Below are 17,331 nucleotides of genomic sequence, written 5' to 3'. Positions count from 1 at the left end.
GCCCCAGTCATCTATCAGAGAGGTGCGCGACGCAGGGTAGCCAGGAACGTGGCCGCGCCGATGAACAACCCGGCAAAGGTCCGGTTCAGGCGCTTCTGCTGCTTGGGCGTACGCAGCAGACGCAACACCCGCGAAGCCAACCCGGTGTAGCCCGCCATCACCAGCATGTCCACGCTGATCATGGTCACGGTGATCGCCACATATTGCGGCAGCAACGGCGCATGTGGGTTAAGGAACTGCGGCAGCACCGCCAGCATGAACACCAGTGCCTTGGGGTTGCTGACGTTGACCAGGAAACCGCGGAACATCAGGCTCAGCGGTTTGCCGATCGGGCGCACGCCGGACTCATCGGCCATGTCCATCGGCAAGGCACGCCATTGCTTGTAGGCCAGATAGACGAGGTAGGCGACGCCAAACCATTTGATGATCTGGAAGGCCGTGGCCGAGGCGGCAAGGATGGCACCGACGCCGGCAGCGATGATGGCGATCTGTACGATCAGGCCCAGTTGCAGGCCCAGGGCATTCCAGTAACCACGCCAGAAGCCGTATTGCAGGCCGCTGGACATCGAGGCAATCGCCCCGGCACCGGGTGAAAGGCTGATCACCCAACAGGCGGCAAAGAAGCCCAGCCATACTTCCATCGACATCACACACCTCGCTCGAACATATGTTGCAAAACGTTAAGCTAAGGTGTTGGTGAAAAAATAACCAGAAAATTTTGAGAATTTAACTGCCTGTGCCGGCCTCTTCGCGGGCGAACCCGCGAAGAGGCCGGCACAGGCAGAATCAATCTGCCTCGACTGCCGCATCCTTATGCATCGCCTGCACCTCGGCCCCGCGCCAGCGCCGCACCGACTTCTGGAAGAACTGGCTATTGGGCACCTGCACCAGCGCCCCGCCCGCCTCGGGCATTTCCAGCAACGTGGTGAACAGCAGGTTGATGGCGATCACCCGGCCTTTGACGCCCGGCTTGTCCAAGGTGTCGACCAGCTCGACCACATCGCCGATGCGAAATGGCCCGACCGTAAAGATCAGCACCGCGCACAGCAGGTTGGACAACACGCTCCACATGGCGAAGAACGCCACCGCCGCCACCGCGACAAAGCCTGACAATGCAGTCCACAGGACCGTCGCGGAAACACCCAGCCGCTCCAGCACAAACAGCAACGCACTGCCCATGATCAGCCAACGCAAGCCACCCCGCACCGGCACCAGCAACTCCGGTGGCAGCGGGTAACGCTGGCCCAGGCGGCTCAACCCACGGGCGACGATGCGCTGCAGGACGAAGGCCGCCACCAGGATCAACAGGATCTGCAAGCCCAGCCAGAAGGTGTCCATCCATTGCCCTGGCAGCAGCGAACGCAGTTCCTCCATCAGGACAGCGCCTCGAGCTCGGCCTGCATGCTTTCGAGGGTTTCCAGCGCCTCCATCCAGGCCTCTTCCAGCTCGCCTTCGCGTTGCTTGAGCTTGGTCTGACGCGCCAGCAGGTCTCGCAGCTCATCCTTGCGCGCGGCTTCGTAGAGGCCACCATCACCCAACGCGGTCTCGATCTCGGCCAGTTGCACGTGCACCTGGTTCAGCTCGGTTTCCAGCTTGTCGGCCGCCTTCTTGTGCGGGGCAAGCTGCTGACGCAAAGCGGCGGCAGCCTGGCGTTGGGCTTTTTTGTCGGTCTTGTCCGGGTTGACCGGGGTGCTACTGGTCGGCGCACTGCGCTGGCGGTACTCGACCAGCCAGCGGCTGTAGTCGTCCAGGTCACCGTCGAAGGCGTCCACCTTGCCATCGGCCACCAGCAGGAAGTCGTCGGTGGTGCTCTTGAGCAAATGTCGGTCGTGGGATACCACCACCACGGCACCGGCAAACTCCTGCAAGGCCATGGTCAGCGCCAGGCGCATTTCCAGGTCGAGGTGGTTGGTCGGTTCGTCGAGCAGCAGCAGGTTCGGCCGTTCCCAGGCGATCAGCGCCAGCGCCAGGCGGGCCTTTTCGCCACCGGAGAAGTTCACGACCGGCTCGTCGCAACGAGCGCCATGGAAGTCGAAACCACCCAGGAAGTCGCGCAGGGTCTGCTCACGCTCGGTGGGCGCGATGCGCTGCAGGTGCAGCAGCGGGCTGGCCTTGTCGTCCAGCGAGTCGAGCTGGTGCTGGGCGAAGTAGCCAACGGCCAGGTTCTCGCCCCGTACCAGGCGGCCAGACAACGGCTCCAGTTCACCCGCAAGGTTCTTGATCAGCGTCGACTTGCCCGCGCCGTTAGGCCCAAGCAAACCGATACGCGCGCCTGGGGTGAGCTGCAACTTGACCTTGTCGAGGATGGCCTTGTCGCCATACCCCAGCCGGCCTTCGGACAGGCTCAGCAACGGGCTGGAGATTTTCTGCGATTCGCGGAAAACGAAGTCGAACGGCGAATCCACATGCGCCGCCGACAGCTCTTCCATGCGCTCCAGGGCCTTGATCCGGCTTTGCGCCTGGCGAGCCTTGGTGGCCTGGGCCTTGAAGCGGGCGATGTATTTTTCCATGTGCGCGCGCTGCGCCTGCTGCTTCTCGTAGGCTTGCTGCTGCTGCGCCAGGCGCTCGGCACGGGTGCGCTCAAAGGCGGTGTAGCCACCTTTGTACAGGTTCAGCTTGCGCTGCTCGACGTGCAGCACATGGTCGACCACAGCGTCGAGGAAGTCGCGGTCGTGGGAGATCAGTAACAGCGTGCCGGGGTAGCCCTTGAGCCAGTCTTCCAGCCACAGGATGGCGTCCAGGTCGAGGTGGTTGGTGGGCTCGTCGAGCAGCAGCAGGTCGGACGGGCACATCAGCGCCTGAGCCAGGTTCAGGCGCATCCGCCAGCCACCCGAGAAGTCACCGACGCGGCGATCCATCTGCTCGTTGGTGAAGCCCAGGCCGGCCAGCAGCTTGCGCGCGCGGGCATCGGCGGTATAGCCGTCGGCGCTTTCCAGCTCACTGTGCAGGCGCGCCAGGGCAGTACCGTCGTGGGCGTGCTCGGCGGCGGCCAGTTCGGCCTGGACCTTGCGCAGGCGCATGTCGCCGTCGAGCACATAGTCCACGGCCAGGCGATCGAGGGTATCGACCTCCTGCCGCATGTGGGCGATGCGCCAGTCACCGGGCAGTTGGCAGTCACCGGCATCGGGTGACAGCTCACCGCGCAGCAAGGCGAACAGGCTGGATTTTCCGGCACCGTTGGCGCCGATCAGGCCGGCCTTGTGACCGGCGTGCAGGGTCATCTCGGCGCCTTCTAGCAAGCGCTGCGGACCACGCTGTAAAGTGAGGTTGGATAGTCTGATCATGATGGTCGCGGAGTCTACCAGCTTCCTCGGCCCATAGCGCGAGTGGAACCATGCACACCGACCTGTGGAATCACGCCCTGGCCCTGTATGCCAGGCCCGGCGCGGAAGCGGCCTGCCTTGAGCTACAGGCAATGGGTGGCGATGTCTGCCTGCTGTTGTGCGCAACCTGGCTGCAGGCGCGAGGCGTGGCGGTGCTGGATGAGCGCGTGCAGGCGTTAACCGAAATAGCCGGGGCCTGGCAGCGTGACGTGGTCGCCCCGTTACGCGGCCTTCGCCAACAATGGCGAGCAGCGGCATCGGGTGATGCGCAACTGGCGGCGTTGCGTGAACAAGTGAAGGGGCTGGAGTTGCAGGCCGAAAAGACCTTGCTTGAGCGTTTACAGGAGCGCTCGCGACAGTGGCCCACGGACTCGCATGGGCTCACGGACGACTGGCTGGCCCGGCTGGCGCCGGAGCCTGCCCGCCGCCACGACGCGCTGGATCAGTTGCGCGCCGCAGCGGCTACGGTTCAGGACGCCGAAGACGGCGCCTGAGCCGGGGTGCTGGCCGGTGTCGACGATGCTACCGAAGCAGCCGGGGTGGCCGAGTTGGTTGCAGCAGCCGGGGTGCTGGCGGCAGGCGTAGCCGGTTTGGCTTCGGCTGGTTTGCTGGCAACAGGTTTGGCGGCAGCTGGCTTGGTGGCCCTGCGTGCCGGGGCTTTGGCGGCAGCTGGTTTCGCAGCTGGCTTGGCTGCGGATTTGGCAGCAGCCGTCGCTTTGGCAGCTGGCTTCGCCGCAGGTTTGGCTGCAGCGCTCGCTTTGGCAGCTGGCTTCGCCGCAGGCTTGGCAGCAGCGGTCGCTTTGGCGGCTGGCTTCGCCGCAGGTTTGGCTGCAGCGGTCGCTTTGGCAGCTGGCTTCGCCGCAGGCTTGGCAGCAGCAGTCGCTTTGGCGGCTGGCTTCGCCGCAGGTTTGGCTGCAGCAGTCGCTTTGGCAGCTGGCTTCGCCGCAGGTTTGGCTGCAGCAGTCGCTTTGGCAGCTGGCTTCGCCGCAGGCTTGGCAGCAGCAGTCGCTTTGGCAGCTGGCTTCGCCGCAGGCTTGGCAGCAGCAGTCGCTTTGGCAGCTGGCTTCGCCGCAGGTTTGGCTGCAGCCGGCTTGCTGGTTTTGGCAGCACGCGAATCCAGCGCTTTGGCTGCGGCCTCGCGAACCTTGCCTACACCCTGGGCCAGCTTGAGGCTGTCTTGAGCGTCACGCTTGAGTTGCTGAATATAAGAGCGGGTCTGGGTTTGGCGTTCCTTGAGGGAATCGAGCAGTTCTTCAAGTTCGCCAATGGCTTTTTGCGCTTTGGTCTGCGCCTTGGCTTTACCTGCCTTTGCGGCATCCTGCAATTTCAGGCGGCCGTTGTGCAGTTTTTCCTGCGCTTTGCCACGCTGCTTTTCCAACTTGGCCAGCAGTTTTTCCGCATCAGCCAGCGCTTGCGAGCAGGCATCTTCCAAGTGTTCGAGCAGGCTGCCCGAAAGTTGCTGGAGCAGGTGTAACGGCGTACTTACTGGCTTCTTTTTGGCCGACATGGTTTACCTCCTGGCTGACGAGATTGCGGCTCATACTATGCTTCTGCTGCTACCGCCGCTAGGGCATGTTGACCGTAATATTTACGCCGCGTTGCATGCCTGGGCAAAGTTGTTATCTTGCAGCTGCGTGAAAGTGTAGTTGCTGAATTAATCATTGCTGATATTTGGGAGTCCGGGCATTGCCTCGATATCTTGTTTTAGGTTTATGCCTGCTGGCACCCATCGCCCTTGCCGACAGCGACGATCACGATCTGGCCTACAGCCTGGGCGCCAGCCTGGGTGAGCGCCTGCGCCAGGAGATGCCAGGCTTGCAACTGGAGGCACTGGTCGAAGGCCTCAAGCAGTCCTATCAGGGGCAACCGCTAAAGCTCGACAAGGTACGCATGCAGGCAGTGCTTCAGCAGCATGAAGCGCAGGAAAGTGATGCCGCCACACAAAAATTGCAGGCAGCCGAAACACGCTTCATGGCCAATGAGCGTGGACGTTATGGGGTACACGAACTGCCGGAAGGCGTGCTCTACAGCGAACTGCAGCCAGGCACGGGCGCGCAACCCAAAGCAGGTGGCAAAGTACAAGTGCGCTATGTGGGAAAGTTGCCGGATGGCTCGGTGTTCGACCAGAACCAGACGCCCCAATGGTTCAGCCTGGATTCTGTAATCGAAGGCTGGCAGGTGGCCCTGCCGCAGATGCACGCGGGCGCCAAATGGCGCCTGGTGATTCCTTCAGCGCAAGCCTATGGCGCCGAAGGAGCGGGCGACCTGATCGCACCCTATACACCTCTGGTATTCGAGATCGAGCTGCTGGCGGTTGGCGACTGAGGCCTAGCTTCAGGCCTCGACAGCGCCCTCTTCCTTGTGCGCAGTGTGCAGCACTTCGATCAGGCAGTCTTCGAGTTCAAAGCGCTCGTGCAGCAGGCCGCCCAGCTTGGCCAGCTTCTCGGCGAAGCGCTCGGTGTCCTTGCACTCGCCCTTGCTGCAATGATCATTGAAAGCCAGTGCAATCTGGGTGATGTCATTGATCCGCGGGTTGATCTCTTCAGCCAGCTTCAACGCTTTCTCGTCATCGAATGCCTTGGCCTCACTGACCAGTTGTTCGCAGACTTCGAAATGCCACGCCGAAACGTAGTCGACCAGGAGTGCGCAGAAGTCACTGTGCGTATCCTTGTCAGCGAAGGCCGGCTTGGCATCGCGCAGGGCGCGGAAAGCCTGCACCAGTTGCTGGCGCTCCTCCAGCCAACGGTCGATCAGCTTGTGAACCCCACCCCAGCGTTCCTGAGCATTCTGACAACTATCGAGCATGGCGATCTCTTCCCTTCTGGGTAGATGCCGCTGCACCTCGCACCGCGAACGCGCAGCACAGAGGTGACATCAGCAGGACGGCATCGAGCAGTTGTGTTTTCGGTATACGTGCTGCGAGATTATTCCCGCGCGTGCTGCCCATCAAGGTACGCAGCACACAAAGTTCATACAAGTGTTTAATACCCCGTTATAGCGCCATTGGTCGCACTCATGACGCAACCTTGCGCCAGCTCAGTTCATTGCCAGGGTGCGGAAACGATACGCCAGCAGGCAACTCAAGGGCAGCGCCGCCAGCAGCAGGAAGGCCAGCAGGCTCCACTCGGGCAGTGTCAGGTCGAGAAAGCTCCAGGTCAGCGAGTTGCAATCCGGGCCACCCAGCAACAGTTGCCGCGCCGCCTCGCCCCAGGATTGCTCGAACACCCGCCCAATCGGCACCGGGCATACATGCATGACCGTACCAGCGCCCTGCAACCAGACATGCCGCGCCGCCAGCAACGCACCGGCCAGCGAGCAGCCCAGCGTCGCCCGCGCGTACTGGCGGATGCCCTGCAAGCCTGGCGCCTGCAGCACCGCCCCCAGGCACAACAACGCGTACGCCGCGAGCAGCAAACGCTGGCTGAAGCACAAGGGGCACGGCACCAGCCCTGGCATGTTTTCCAGTTGGAAAGACGCAGCCAGCACCGCCAGTGCGGCCAGGCAGGCAGGAAGGAAAAAGGAGCGCAAACGGGCCGGCAGCATGGGCGGTGAAGGTCCCGGGGAAGAAGGAGTGGCTTGAAACGGTAGAGGAAAGACGCGCTTTGTTTCAAGGCGCGACAGCAAAGACAAGTCGCTGAATCGTGTAGGAAATTTCCAAAGTGGCGGTAGGAGGTGACTGAAGAAATAGATTGCCGCGCCAACGTGCAGGCATAGATAAATTACCAACCCCCAAAGCCCGCACCTTGGCGCGGGCCTTGGGGTGGGTCAGGCGCGTACGCCTTCTGGCAACGGCAGGGCCAGCAGGCGCTCGTCCAGCAGGCCGAGGCCCTCCTGGAACAGCTGGTTGCTGCGCTCGGTCTCGCCCAGGCCAGCAAGCAGGCGGGCCAGTTCGGCACAAGCCTCGGGGTTGCGCTCCATGCGCAGGCTGCTTTCCAGATAGTCACGTGCCTTGCCCCACAGGCGGTTCTGCAGGCTCAGGCGGCCCAGGGTCAGCAGCAGGCTGGCGTCTTGCGGATGAGCCTTGAGCCAGCCTTCGGCGGTTTGCAGCTGGCGCGCCGGGTCATCACCGCGCACCAACCCGTACAAGCGGGCCAGGTGGCTCTCGTAGTCACGCTTGAGCGCAGTGCGCAGCACCTGTTCGGCCTCGCTCTGCGCGCCCACCTGGCGCAATTGCTCGGCGTATGCCAGCACCAGCTGTGGCTCCTGGCGCTGGGCTGCGGTCAATTGCTGCCAGGCTCGCTCCAGGGCCTGACGCGCACTTTGAGCGTCTTCGCCACGGGTGGTGGCCAGGCTCAGGTTCTGGCCCCAGGCGCGTTGTTCAAGGGCAGCCAGCTCGGCGGGCGGCAGTACCTTGCCCTTGCGCAAGTCGGGCAAAAGGCGGATGAGGGCCGACCAGTCACCACGTTCCAGGTGCAGGCGTTGCAGCAGGCGCAGCACCTGAGTGTTGTGCGGGTGACGCTCCTGCATGGCCAGCAGCGTTTCCAGGGCCCCGTCACTTTCGCCACGGTCCATCTGCAACTGGGCATGCGTCAGGGCAATGGCCAGTTCTGCTTGCGGCTGGCGCTCCAGCGCCCGCTCCAGCAGGTTGTCGCTGTCTTCGGTGCGGCCTTGCTCGTTGGCGGCACGCGCGGCACCAAGGTAATACAGCAGCGGTTGGCGCTCGGCCTCGGCGGCACGGTGCAAGTGGCGCTGGGCGCTGGCCCAGCGGCCTTCGGCGAGGTCCAGCTGGCCCTGTTCGATGGCCACACGAATGCGCCGGCTACGGTTGCGCCGCGACCACGGGTTGACCACGCCGCTGGAGGCCAGCACCAGGCCAACCAGGTAACGCAACAGCCACAGCAGTGCGATCACGGCCAGCAGGCCGGCCAAGGCTGCCCACAGCCCCGACTGATAGCGGAAGCCACCATAGGAAATCAGCACGTAGCCGCTGTGCTTGGCAACTGCGATCCCCAACGCCGCAGCGACCACAATCGCCAGCACAGCCAGCAGGTAGACACGCTTCATGGCTTGCCCCCTTCAGCCTCGGCCGGCAGGTGGCGGCGCTGAATATAGGCCTGCACGGCCGCCAGGCTCTCGCTGAGGTCGGGGGTAACCACCGACACCGGTTGGTCGGCCAGGGCATTCAGGCTGTCGAGCATGGCCTTGCTTTGCGGGTTGTCGGCGTTGAAGTTGGCCAACAGTACGCTACGGGCGTCGTCCAGCGCCTGGGTGTAAACCTTGGCATCACCATTGAGTGCGGCCCACTGGGCCTGCTCGATGGTCAGGCTCAGGGCCAGGCGCAGCTGGTTCAGTTGCTGCCCGGCGAGCAACGGCCGCACGTTGTCATCGGCATTGAAGTCGATCTGGAAGTACTTGGATATTTCTGCCCACCACTGCGACAGGCGACTCGCACCATCACCGTCGGCAGTCAGGGCGCCGAGTGCATCGGCGTCGCTGGCAAACTCGGGGGACTGGGCACTGAGCTGCTGCACCAGCTCGCGCTGAGCGGCCAGCTTCAGGAACAGGCCGGTACGGTCTGGCTGCTGGGTGCTGTTGAGCGTGGCCAGGCTGCGTGCCAGTTGTTCGCGAGCAGCGAAGGCACCTGGGTCGCTCTGTTCGCGCAGAATTTCGTCAGCGCCCTCGACCAGGGCCTTGGCGCTGGTGATGTCCTGTAGCGCCGACAAGCGCAGGGTGGCCAGGCGCAGCAAGTGCTCGGCCTCGGCCAGGCGCCATTCCTTGCGGCTCTCGCCAAGTACGGTTTCCAGGCGCTGGCTGAGGCGTTGCTGGTCACCTTGCAATTGCGCCACCAGGCGGCGGCGGTCTTCCAGCTCGCTGGCAGCCGGCAGGCTGGCCAGTTGCGCGCTGATTTGCTGTTCGCGTTGTTGCAAGGCTTCGGCGCGCTGGTTCAGCGCTTCGATGTGCTGGCCCTGGTTGAACTCACTGCCTTGCAGTTGGCGTACCTGCCAGACACCCCAGCCACCTATCGCCACCCCGGCTGCACCCAGCAGCAAGGCCAGCGCTGCCAGGCCACTGCCGGAGCGCTTGGCGGGTGGGGCGGTGACGGGTTCCGCCGGCGCCTGTGCCGACGGCTGATCGTTATTGGACAAGACAGTCTCGCTCACGTATCCATCCTTTGCATGGGGGCGCATCGCCTTCAGCTTAGCGCCTTAAGAGGCAGGTGCAGCGCTGCGCTGCACGGCTGCCAGCAAGGCCGTGGCACTGGCGCCACGGCAATCCACAACCTGTTGGGCCCCGGCGGCCCTGGCCTGCTCGGCGACCCGCGGGCTGGGCACGAACAGCGGCAACTGTGCCAACTGCGGCCAATCGGCGCCGGCCAGCTGCTGCAAATGTTCAAAACCCTGCCCACTGCTGACCACCAGGCCATTGAGGCGTTCCGCTTCGATGCGACGCTTCAGGGTGCCCGCCGGGTAAGCCGGCAGGCAGCGACGATACAGTTCCAGATATTCGACACTAGCACCTTGCTCTGCAAGACGCTCTGCCAGCAGTTCGCGACCTCCGACGCCGCGAACGATCAATACACGCGGCGCAGGCACGGCAACGGCCTGGCGCAGGGCCGGGAGCGCCAGCAAGGCTTCGCTGTCATCACCACGCGGCGGGCAGCTCGCCCCCAGGCCTTTCTCCTGCAACACTGCGGCAGTGGCCTCGCCCACGGTGAACCAGCCTTGCCGTGGCGGCTGCAAACCGGCCTCGGCCAGTTGCTCGAGCAACAGCCGTGCGGCAGGTTTGCTGACCACGATGATCGCCTGGAAGCCATGCAGGCCTTCCAGCAACAGGCGTTGCCGGGCCTGCACGGTGACGGGCGCTATCTCCAGCAGCGGCATGCAGCTGCTGCCTACCCCCGCTGCCGCCAGGCTCTGCGCCAGTGCTGCGCAGTCCTCGGCAGGGCGGGTCAGCAACAGGCGCCATTGGCTCACGGGTGACCAGCCTCGCCGTAGACTTCCTTGAGGATGGCTTCGGCGCCCTGGCCCAGCAGGTCTTCGGCCACCTGTACGCCAAGCGTTTCAGCGGCAGAGCGGGGGGCGCGGGCATCGGCCACCAACAAGGTGCCGCCGCTAGGCTGACCGACCAGGCCACGCAGCCACAGCTGGTCGCCTTCGAGTACCGCGTAGCAGGCGATCGGCACTTGGCAGCCGCCATTCAGGCGTTTGTTCAGAGCACGCTCGGCCACTACCCGGTCGGCAGTGTCGGCATGGTGCAGTGGCGCCAGCAGCGCGTGGATCTCGACGTCGGCGCTGCGGCACTCGATGCCCACCGCGCCCTGCCCGCCAGCCGGCAGGCTGTCATCGACGCTGATGGTGGAGGTGATGCGGTCTTCGAAGCCCAGGCGGATCAGGCCGGCTGCAGCGAGAATGATGGCGTCGTACTCGCCAGCATCCAGCTTGGCCAGGCGGGTGTTGACGTTGCCTCGCAGGAAGCGGATTTGCAGGTCTGGGCGGCGCGCCAGCAACTGGGCCTGGCGGCGCAGGCTGGAGGTGCCGACGATGCTGCCGGCAGGCAGCGCTTCAAGGCTGTCGAAGGTATTGGAAACGAAGGCATCGCGCGGGTCTTCGCGCTCGCAGATGCAGTACAGGCCAAGGCCTTCGGGGAAGTCCATGGGCACGTCCTTCATCGAATGCACGGCGATGTCGGCTTGGTTGTCCAGCAGGGCGGTTTCCAGTTCCTTGACGAACAGGCCCTTGCCGCCGATTTTGGCCAGCGGCGCATCGAGCAGCTTGTCACCACGGCTGACCATGGGCACCAGGGTCACCAGCAGACCGGGGTGAGCCTGCTCGAGGCGGGCTTTGACGTATTCGGCCTGCCACAGGGCCAAGGCACTTTTACGGGTGGCAATGCGGATTTCGCGAGTGGACATGAAACGCCCCGATCCAGAGAAATACCGTCGATGATAACAGCATCGCTGGTATCGCTAGCAGATGTGGATCAGCTGAGGGCCCCTTCGCGGGTAAACCCGCTCCCACAGGCTAATCACCGCCTTCGGAGCGGCACCGTACCTGTAGGAGCGGCTTTAGCCGCGAACAAGGGCGCAGCCCTTGCCATGCGGGCGCCGAATCAGAGGGTTTGCATCATCTTGCGCACGCCCGCCACATGCCGCCGGCTGACGGTCAGGGCATCACCGTCCAGGCCTTTCAGGTACAACTGAAAATGCCCCAGCGGGGTGCGCTGCAAGCGCTCGATACGCTCACGGGCCACCAGCGCATTGCGGTGGATCCGCACGAAGCGTTCGCCAAACTCGTCTTCCAGGGCCTTGAGCGGCTCGTCGAGCAGCACCTCCCCCGCCTCATGCCGCAAGGTCACGTATTTGTGGTCGGCAATGAAATAGATCACCTGGGGCAAAGGAATCAGCTCGATACCTTTGCGCGTGCGGGCACTGATGTGGCTGCGCGGGCCGCCACCTTCATTGGCCGGCCGGGTAAGCGCCGCCAACTGGGCGCGGTTGGGTTTTTCGGCCTTGCGCAAGGCATCGCGCAGCGCCTGGGCCTGGAACGGCTTGGTCACATGGCTGAGGGTACTGTCCTTGAATGCCTCGGCACCGTATTCATCATCCCCGGTGCAAAACACCACCGCCGGCGGCGCCTCGCGTTCGCACAAGCGTGCGGCAACCTGCAGGCCATCCAGGCCTGGCATGCCGATGTCCAGCAGGACCACATCGGGCTTGAGGCTTTCGATCAGCGCCAAGGCCTCCTCGCCGTTGGTGGCGCTAGGCTCCAGCACGGTGTAACCCTCCAGTTCGCCGAGCAGCCGGCTGAGGCGTTCACGGCCTTGGGGTTCGTCATCAACGATCAGGACATTCATAATTGCGCTGGATTCCTGAATGAGTCTCGCACAGGTATAGCGTAGACAGGTGTGGTTCGAGCGACACTGCGGTCACGCTCTAGACCGGTGCGATGGCCAAAGATTCACTCGGACGGCAGATTCACTGCCTGTCCTCTGTCCAACTGTAGACGGTCCGTGGAACACTGCCGTTCATTCCTTAAAATCGTTCTCTGCCGTTATCCGGGCATTTCTCTCGACCAGCGCCCTGCGGCGGCCAGCCCAACCCTGCTATCATCGGCGCCACTTTTTCGTTCACGCCTGCAATGAGTGAATCCATGAGCACCGACAAGACCAATCAGTCCTGGGGCGGCCGCTTCAGTGAGCCCGTCGACGCCTTCGTCGCCCGTTTCACCGCCTCGGTCGATTTCGACAAGCGCCTGTACCGCCACGACATCATGGGTTCGATCGCCCATGCCACCATGCTGGCGCAGGTCGGCGTGCTCAGCGATGCCGAGCGCGACACCATCATCGATGGCCTGAAAACCATCCAGGGCGAGATCGAGGCTGGCAACTTCGACTGGCGCGTCGACCTCGAAGACGTGCACATGAACATCGAAGCACGCCTGACCGACCGTATCGGCATCACCGGCAAGAAGCTGCACACCGGCCGTAGCCGCAACGACCAGGTGGCCACCGATATCCGCCTGTGGCTGCGCGATGAAATCGACCTGATCCTGGCCGAAATCACCCGCCTGCAGCAGGGCCTGCTGGAGCAGGCCGAGCGTGAAGCCGAAACCATCATGCCTGGCTTCACCCACCTGCAGACGGCCCAGCCGGTCACCTTCGGCCACCACCTGCTGGCCTGGTTCGAAATGCTCAGCCGCGACTACGAGCGCCTGGTCGACTGCCGCAAGCGCACCAACCGCATGCCGCTGGGCAGCGCCGCGCTGGCGGGAACCACCTACCCGATCGACCGCGAACTCACCTGCAAGCTGCTGGGCTTCGAGGCCGTGGCCGGCAACTCGCTGGACGGCGTGTCGGACCGCGACTTCGCCATCGAATTCTGCGCCGCTGCCAGCGTGGCGATGATGCACCTGTCGCGCTTCTCCGAAGAGCTGGTGTTGTGGACCAGCGCGCAGTTCCAGTTCATCGACCTGCCGGACCGCTTCTGCACCGGCAGCTCGATCATGCCGCAGAAAAAGAACCCGGACGTGCCAGAACTGGTACGTGGCAAGAGCGGCCGCGTGTTCGGCGCCCTGACCGGCCTGCTGACCCTGATGAAAGGCCAGCCGCTGGCCTATAACAAGGACAACCAGGAAGACAAGGAGCCGCTGTTCGACGCTGCCGATACCCTGCGCGACTCGCTGCGTGCCTTTGCCGACATGATCCCGGCGATCAAGCCCAAGCACGCCATCATGCGTGAAGCGGCCCTGCGCGGCTTCTCCACCGCCACCGACCTGGCCGACTACCTGGTACGCCGTGGCCTGCCGTTCCGTGACTGCCACGAAATCGTTGGCCACGCGGTGAAGTATGGCGTGGACACTGGCAAAGACCTGGCCGAAATGAGCCTGGACGAACTGCGCCAGTTCAGCGACCAGATCGAGCAGGACGTGTTTGCCGTGCTGACCCTGGAAGGGTCGGTGAATGCCCGTGACCACATTGGTGGTACGGCGCCGGCGCAGGTGCGCGCGGCGGTTATTCGCGGCAAGGCATTGCTGGCCTCGCGTTGATCAGGAACCGGGGCCGCCTCGCGGCCCCGGACCCTTAGCGTTTACCGCTTCGAATCATCTCCATGAAGGCTGGCATCGCCGCCTCCTTGTCTGCCACGATCCGCGCCATGTGCGGGTTCTCGCCCATCAGCTGCAACAACGCCTTGGCCTGCGGGAAGTCCGCCAGGAAGTCGATGTTCAGCACCTTCTTGCCCACGGCATAAGCCAGGTCGACCGAGAAGCAGAACATCAGGTCTGCCAGCGTCAGTTGCTCACCTGCCACAAACGGCGCAAAGCGACCGTTACGCTTGAGGGTGGCAAACCCGGCCAGCAGATCGGCCCGGGCTTTCTCTTTGACCAGCGGCTCAACCGACATGCCAAAGAACGACTCGGCATAGCAGGTACGCGCCGGCAGCTCGATGTACAGCTCGATTTCCTTGAGCAGCTCACGAACCTTGGCTTGCCCGAACGGGTCGGCCGGCAGCAGCGCCTTTCCGCCCTGGGTCTGTTCGATATAGTCGAGGATCACACTGGTTTCACTCAGGAAGCCGTGTTCGGTTTCAAGCACTGGCACCTTGCCCCGAGGGCTCACTGCCAAGGCCTGTGGCGCCTGGCCGCCATAGAAAGTGACTTCCTCGAAGGGCAGGCCTTTTTCCAGCAGGGCCAGCTTGACCATGTTGTAGTAGTTGCTGACCGAGAATCCGTAAAGCTTGAGCATGAGGTAACAGCCTCCAGGCCGTAAGGGGTTGGCCCGGCTTTTATAGACCGTACGCCCGTCCCTGACCAGCGTCATGCACCCCGTCAATGCCCGGGCATTACCGCTACAGGCATGGCACACTGTGTGCCCCACAACAGGAGTACCGCCATGAGCGAGCCCACCGACATCGACAATGACGACGACGAAGCCTTCGCCGAGGCGACGCTGACCCAAGCTATCGAGAACCAGATTGAGAGCGGCGAACCGGCTGCGGCCAAGGCCACCTTCAACAAGCTGACCCTGGTCGGCTACGAGCGTGAGGACATCCTCAACCTGATGGCCCATGTATTGGCCTTCGAGATCGACAACATGCTGACGGAAGACCGCGAGTTCAACGGCGAGTGGTACGAGAACGCCCTGCGGGCGCTGCCGGAGCTGCCGCCTGAGATGGATCAAGGCGAGGACGAATAACCCGACTACACTCGAAGGTCAGGCACCGCTGACGGTGCCGCCATCCTTGTCTGGAAGTCAGGAGCTGCCATGCCATTTACCCCCGATCTGATCGACGAACTGGAAGTACTCGCGCTGTTCAAACACGACAGCAGCCAGGAAGGCATCAAGATAACCAGCACCGCCGCCCCTGCCCTGATCGCGGCTGCGCAACGTCTGCATGAAAAAGGGCTGACCGATCAACCTGATGGCGGCTACCTGACCAGCCTGGGTCATGACGCCGTCGAAAGTGTCCAGCTGCTGCAGAACATTCTCAAGGCGCCACAACCTGCCTGATCAAATAGGTTTCTCAGGATGGCGGCCTCAGCTGGCCGCCGCCCTGCGCTTTTCCGCCAACCGCGAGCGCCCATACAGGAACATGATGGCCAGCAAGGCCACCGCCTGCGCTGACAGCGAGTAGGCATCCGCATGAATCCCCAGCCAGTCGAACTCGAAGAACGCCACCGGTCGCGTACCCAGTACACCGGCCTCTTGCAGCGCTTTCACGCCATGCCCGGCGAACACCACCGACAGCGCGCACAGCAACGCGGCGTTGATGCTGAAGAACAGTGAAAGCGGCAGCTTCGCAGAGCCACGCAAGATCACCCACGCCAACCCCACCAACAGCACCAGCGCGGTGGCGCCACCTGCCAGCACCGCCTGATGCCCGGCAGGGCCTGCCTGCAGCCACAGGGTTTCGTAGAACAGAATCACTTCAAACAGTTCGCGGTACACCGAGAAGAACGCCAGCAAGGCGAAGCCGAAACGCCCTCCGCCACTGACCAGGCTGCTCTTGATGTAGTTCTGCCAGGCTGTGGCGTGGCGTCGGTCATGCATCCACACGCCGAGCCACAGCACCATCACTGCAGCGAACAGCGCCGTGCAACCTTCCAGCAGCTCGCGCTGGGCCCCACCCACATCGATCACGTAAGCCGCCAGCGCCCAGGTGGCAAAGCCTGCAACCAGCGCCAGGCCCCAGCCGATGTTGACGCTGCGCACCGCCGACTGCTGGCCGGTGTTGCGCAGGAAGGCCAGGATCGCCGCCAGAACCAGAATGGCTTCAAGGCCTTCGCGCAGCAGGATCAGCAAGCCGGAGATAAAGCTCAGTGACCAGCTCAGGCCATCGCTACCCAACAGTTTCGCGGCCTGGTCGAGCCTGGTCTTGGCTTCGGCCAGCCGTTGCTCGGCCTGGGCCACGGGCAGCCCGTCCTGCAACGATTGGCGGTAGGCCATCAGGGATTTTTCGGTGTCCTTGCGCACTTGGGTGTCAATGTTGTCCAGTGAGCTTTCCACCAGTTCGAAGCCTTCCAGGTAGGCCGCTACCGACAGGTCATAGGCCTGGTCGTGATCGCCTGCACGGTAGGCGGCGAGGCTCTTGTCCAAGGTACTGGCGGTGTATTCCAGCAATTGCGCCGGGCCACGTTTGACCTGCGGCGGCTGGGCACGCTGGGCGCGAAATGCCTCCACGACCGCATTGCCTTCGTTGGCGGCGACTTCGGCTGGAGTCTGGCGTGCCAGGTCGGCGATGTTCCAGGTCTTGTCGCCTTTGGCGGCCTGTGGGTTGGCTGAGAAACTGGCGATGTAAGCGGCCACATCCCAGCGCTGACGGTCGTCCAGCTGATCGGCGAAGGACGGCATTTCGGTGCCGTCGATGCCAAGGGCCAAGGTGTTGTAGAGGTCGAACAGGCTCAACTGGTCGAGGCGCGCAGCGTCACGCAGGTTAGCGGGCGCCGGCTCCAACCCGACACCCGCAGGACCATCGCCTGCGCCTGTGTCGCCGTGGCAGATCGAGCAGTTCTGCGCATACAACGCAGCGCCACGGGCAGGGTCCGGGGTAATCACCGGGGCTTGGCTGACTTCATAAGCCACCGCCAGACGTGCGCCCAGTTGCCTGGCTTGCCTGGCTACAGCCGCGCCATCCTGGCGTTCATCAATGGCTTGGCGCAGCGCCTGTACACCCTGCTCAAGCCCAGTTTGCTCAGCGTGTGCCGGCAAGGCTTTTACCAGGTCGGCCAATACCGCGCTGAACTCCTGTTGTTCACGGTATTCGCCATCGTCGATCACCTTGCCATCGCGCACAGTCGGCGGGTAGTCGGCGCCAATGTAATCGAGCAGGTGCAAGGCCTTGGTGGCCTCGGCGGGGGCTTCGGCCATCGCCATGGTGCTGCACAGCGCCAGCACCGGCCAAAGAAACCAGGCAAGCAGACGGGAACGGGTTTTCATGGCCAGTCTCGGAGGGAATGCGAAAGAGAACATTGTTCACTCCGACTTGGTTTCCCTCAAGGGTGCTGGGCGGAATTCATGAAAAAACTTGCTACAAATCTGATGGGACGGAGATGCACGGGACTTGTGAGCTAGC

The 17,331-nt window shown here is 63.5% G+C and carries 18 protein-coding genes; 5 read left to right on the top strand and 13 right to left on the bottom strand.

Features of this window, described 5'->3' with window-relative positions; translation table 11 throughout:
- Nucleotides 1-14 precede the first annotated feature (14 nt).
- The 3 genes from B9A31_RS18660 to B9A31_RS18650 form a co-directional block, all read right to left on the bottom strand.
- Complete coding sequence (locus tag B9A31_RS18660; protein ID WP_016714416.1) at nucleotides 15-647, bottom strand: LysE family transporter; 633 nt, start codon at nucleotides 645-647, stop codon at nucleotides 15-17.
- Nucleotides 648-786: 139 nt separating this feature from the next.
- Nucleotides 787-1,374 (bottom strand): mechanosensitive ion channel family protein, encoded by a 588-nt coding sequence (locus tag B9A31_RS18655; protein ID WP_019099861.1) that lies wholly within the window; start codon nucleotides 1,372-1,374, stop codon nucleotides 787-789.
- On the bottom strand, nucleotides 1,374-3,284 hold the full coding sequence (locus tag B9A31_RS18650) for an ATP-binding cassette domain-containing protein (RefSeq protein ID WP_025754994.1): 1,911 nt from the start codon (nucleotides 3,282-3,284) through the stop codon (nucleotides 1,374-1,376). Before B9A31_RS18650 ends, B9A31_RS18655 begins: the two co-directional genes overlap by 1 nt.
- A 50-nt stretch (nucleotides 3,285-3,334) precedes the next feature.
- Between B9A31_RS18650 and B9A31_RS18645 the strand changes: the two genes are divergently transcribed.
- The gene (locus B9A31_RS18645; protein WP_025754995.1) at nucleotides 3,335-3,817 is read left to right on the top strand and encodes a TIGR02444 family protein; all 483 of its coding nucleotides are present in this window, start codon (nucleotides 3,335-3,337) and stop codon (nucleotides 3,815-3,817) included.
- On the opposite strand, the gene B9A31_RS18640 is transcribed toward B9A31_RS18645, so the two are convergent.
- Nucleotides 3,793-4,830: an AlgP family protein gene (locus B9A31_RS18640; protein WP_084297250.1), complete on the bottom strand. Its 1,038-nt coding sequence runs from the start codon at nucleotides 4,828-4,830 to the stop codon at nucleotides 3,793-3,795. The two genes, B9A31_RS18645 and B9A31_RS18640, sit on opposite strands and share 25 nt — an antisense overlap.
- Before the next feature lie 179 nt (nucleotides 4,831-5,009).
- Between B9A31_RS18640 and B9A31_RS18635 the strand changes: the two genes are divergently transcribed.
- Entirely contained in the window at nucleotides 5,010-5,648 is a 639-nt protein-coding gene (locus B9A31_RS18635) for an FKBP-type peptidyl-prolyl cis-trans isomerase (protein ID WP_084297249.1), read from the top strand.
- Nucleotides 5,649-5,657: 9 nt separating this feature from the next.
- Here B9A31_RS18635 and B9A31_RS18630 read toward each other — a convergent pair whose 3' ends face one another.
- From B9A31_RS18630 to B9A31_RS18600, 7 genes are all read right to left on the bottom strand, one after another.
- The gene (locus B9A31_RS18630) at nucleotides 5,658-6,128 is read right to left on the bottom strand and encodes an Rsd/AlgQ family anti-sigma factor (protein ID WP_019099671.1); all 471 of its coding nucleotides are present in this window, start codon (nucleotides 6,126-6,128) and stop codon (nucleotides 5,658-5,660) included.
- Nucleotides 6,129-6,359: 231 nt separating this feature from the next.
- The gene (locus B9A31_RS18625; protein WP_025754957.1) at nucleotides 6,360-6,866 is read right to left on the bottom strand and encodes a disulfide bond formation protein B; all 507 of its coding nucleotides are present in this window, start codon (nucleotides 6,864-6,866) and stop codon (nucleotides 6,360-6,362) included.
- 222 nt (nucleotides 6,867-7,088) lie between these two features.
- Entirely contained in the window at nucleotides 7,089-8,327 is a 1,239-nt protein-coding gene (locus B9A31_RS18620) for a heme biosynthesis protein HemY (protein WP_019098139.1), read from the bottom strand.
- A complete protein-coding gene (locus B9A31_RS18615) occupies nucleotides 8,324-9,424 on the bottom strand; it encodes a uroporphyrinogen-III C-methyltransferase (RefSeq protein ID WP_027610187.1) in 1,101 nt (366 codons plus the stop codon). Before B9A31_RS18615 ends, B9A31_RS18620 begins: the two co-directional genes overlap by 4 nt.
- Nucleotides 9,425-9,469: 45 nt before the next feature.
- Nucleotides 9,470-10,237: a uroporphyrinogen-III synthase gene (locus tag B9A31_RS18610; protein WP_025754959.1), complete on the bottom strand. Its 768-nt coding sequence runs from the start codon at nucleotides 10,235-10,237 to the stop codon at nucleotides 9,470-9,472.
- Nucleotides 10,234-11,175: a hydroxymethylbilane synthase gene (gene hemC, locus B9A31_RS18605; RefSeq protein ID WP_084297248.1), complete on the bottom strand. Its 942-nt coding sequence runs from the start codon at nucleotides 11,173-11,175 to the stop codon at nucleotides 10,234-10,236. Before hemC ends, B9A31_RS18610 begins: the two co-directional genes overlap by 4 nt.
- A 197-nt stretch (nucleotides 11,176-11,372) precedes the next feature.
- Nucleotides 11,373-12,116 (bottom strand): LytR/AlgR family response regulator transcription factor, encoded by a 744-nt coding sequence (locus tag B9A31_RS18600; RefSeq protein ID WP_015268539.1) that lies wholly within the window; start codon nucleotides 12,114-12,116, stop codon nucleotides 11,373-11,375.
- 296 nt (nucleotides 12,117-12,412) lie between these two features.
- Between B9A31_RS18600 and argH the strand changes: the two genes are divergently transcribed.
- A complete protein-coding gene (gene argH, locus B9A31_RS18595; RefSeq protein WP_016714404.1) occupies nucleotides 12,413-13,807 on the top strand; it encodes an argininosuccinate lyase in 1,395 nt (464 codons plus the stop codon).
- 34 nt (nucleotides 13,808-13,841) lie between these two features.
- On the opposite strand, the gene B9A31_RS18590 is transcribed toward argH, so the two are convergent.
- Nucleotides 13,842-14,504, bottom strand: a complete 663-nt coding sequence (locus B9A31_RS18590; protein WP_019097422.1) for a glutathione S-transferase — start codon at nucleotides 14,502-14,504, stop codon at nucleotides 13,842-13,844.
- Between the two features lie 147 nt (nucleotides 14,505-14,651).
- Between B9A31_RS18590 and B9A31_RS18585 the strand changes: the two genes are divergently transcribed.
- Both B9A31_RS18585 and B9A31_RS18580 read left to right on the top strand, forming a co-directional pair.
- The gene (locus B9A31_RS18585) at nucleotides 14,652-14,954 is read left to right on the top strand and encodes a hypothetical protein (protein WP_019097421.1); all 303 of its coding nucleotides are present in this window, start codon (nucleotides 14,652-14,654) and stop codon (nucleotides 14,952-14,954) included.
- Nucleotides 14,955-15,023: 69 nt separating this feature from the next.
- A complete protein-coding gene (locus B9A31_RS18580) occupies nucleotides 15,024-15,269 on the top strand; it encodes a TIGR02647 family protein (protein ID WP_016714401.1) in 246 nt (81 codons plus the stop codon).
- A 27-nt stretch (nucleotides 15,270-15,296) separates the two neighbouring features.
- On the opposite strand, the gene B9A31_RS18575 is transcribed toward B9A31_RS18580, so the two are convergent.
- The gene (locus B9A31_RS18575; RefSeq protein ID WP_019097420.1) at nucleotides 15,297-17,228 is read right to left on the bottom strand and encodes a cytochrome c/FTR1 family iron permease; all 1,932 of its coding nucleotides are present in this window, start codon (nucleotides 17,226-17,228) and stop codon (nucleotides 15,297-15,299) included.
- Between the last annotated feature and the right edge of the window lie 103 nt (nucleotides 17,229-17,331).

Origin of the sequence: Pseudomonas sp. URIL14HWK12:I5, assembly GCF_900176445.1 — a bacterium.
GTDB classification, from domain to species: Bacteria; Pseudomonadota; Gammaproteobacteria; order Pseudomonadales; family Pseudomonadaceae; genus Aquipseudomonas; species Aquipseudomonas monteilii.
Note: the sequence above shows the minus strand (reverse complement) of the source record. Positions and strands in the feature narration are given on the sequence as shown.

Coding starts and splice junctions, on each gene's coding strand:
- B9A31_RS18640 (WP_084297250.1), bottom strand. CDS start 4,830: ATGTCGGCCAAAAAGAAGCCAGTAAGTACGCCGTTACACCTGCTCCAG.
- B9A31_RS18585 (WP_019097421.1), top strand. CDS start 14,652: ATGAGCGAGCCCACCGACATCGACAATGACGACGACGAAGCCTTCGCC.
- B9A31_RS18650 (WP_025754994.1), bottom strand. CDS start 3,284: ATGATCAGACTATCCAACCTCACTTTACAGCGTGGTCCGCAGCGCTTG.
- B9A31_RS18580 (WP_016714401.1), top strand. CDS start 15,024: ATGCCATTTACCCCCGATCTGATCGACGAACTGGAAGTACTCGCGCTG.
- B9A31_RS18645 (WP_025754995.1), top strand. CDS start 3,335: ATGCACACCGACCTGTGGAATCACGCCCTGGCCCTGTATGCCAGGCCC.
- B9A31_RS18620 (WP_019098139.1), bottom strand. CDS start 8,327: ATGAAGCGTGTCTACCTGCTGGCTGTGCTGGCGATTGTGGTCGCTGCG.
- B9A31_RS18630 (WP_019099671.1), bottom strand. CDS start 6,128: ATGCTCGATAGTTGTCAGAATGCTCAGGAACGCTGGGGTGGGGTTCAC.
- argH (WP_016714404.1), top strand. CDS start 12,413: ATGAGCACCGACAAGACCAATCAGTCCTGGGGCGGCCGCTTCAGTGAG.
- B9A31_RS18660 (WP_016714416.1), bottom strand. CDS start 647: ATGTCGATGGAAGTATGGCTGGGCTTCTTTGCCGCCTGTTGGGTGATC.
- B9A31_RS18625 (WP_025754957.1), bottom strand. CDS start 6,866: ATGCTGCCGGCCCGTTTGCGCTCCTTTTTCCTTCCTGCCTGCCTGGCC.
- hemC (WP_084297248.1), bottom strand. CDS start 11,175: ATGTCCACTCGCGAAATCCGCATTGCCACCCGTAAAAGTGCCTTGGCC.
- B9A31_RS18655 (WP_019099861.1), bottom strand. CDS start 1,374: ATGGAGGAACTGCGTTCGCTGCTGCCAGGGCAATGGATGGACACCTTC.
- B9A31_RS18600 (WP_015268539.1), bottom strand. CDS start 12,116: ATGAATGTCCTGATCGTTGATGACGAACCCCAAGGCCGTGAACGCCTC.
- B9A31_RS18590 (WP_019097422.1), bottom strand. CDS start 14,504: ATGCTCAAGCTTTACGGATTCTCGGTCAGCAACTACTACAACATGGTC.
- B9A31_RS18575 (WP_019097420.1), bottom strand. CDS start 17,228: ATGTTCTCTTTCGCATTCCCTCCGAGACTGGCCATGAAAACCCGTTCC.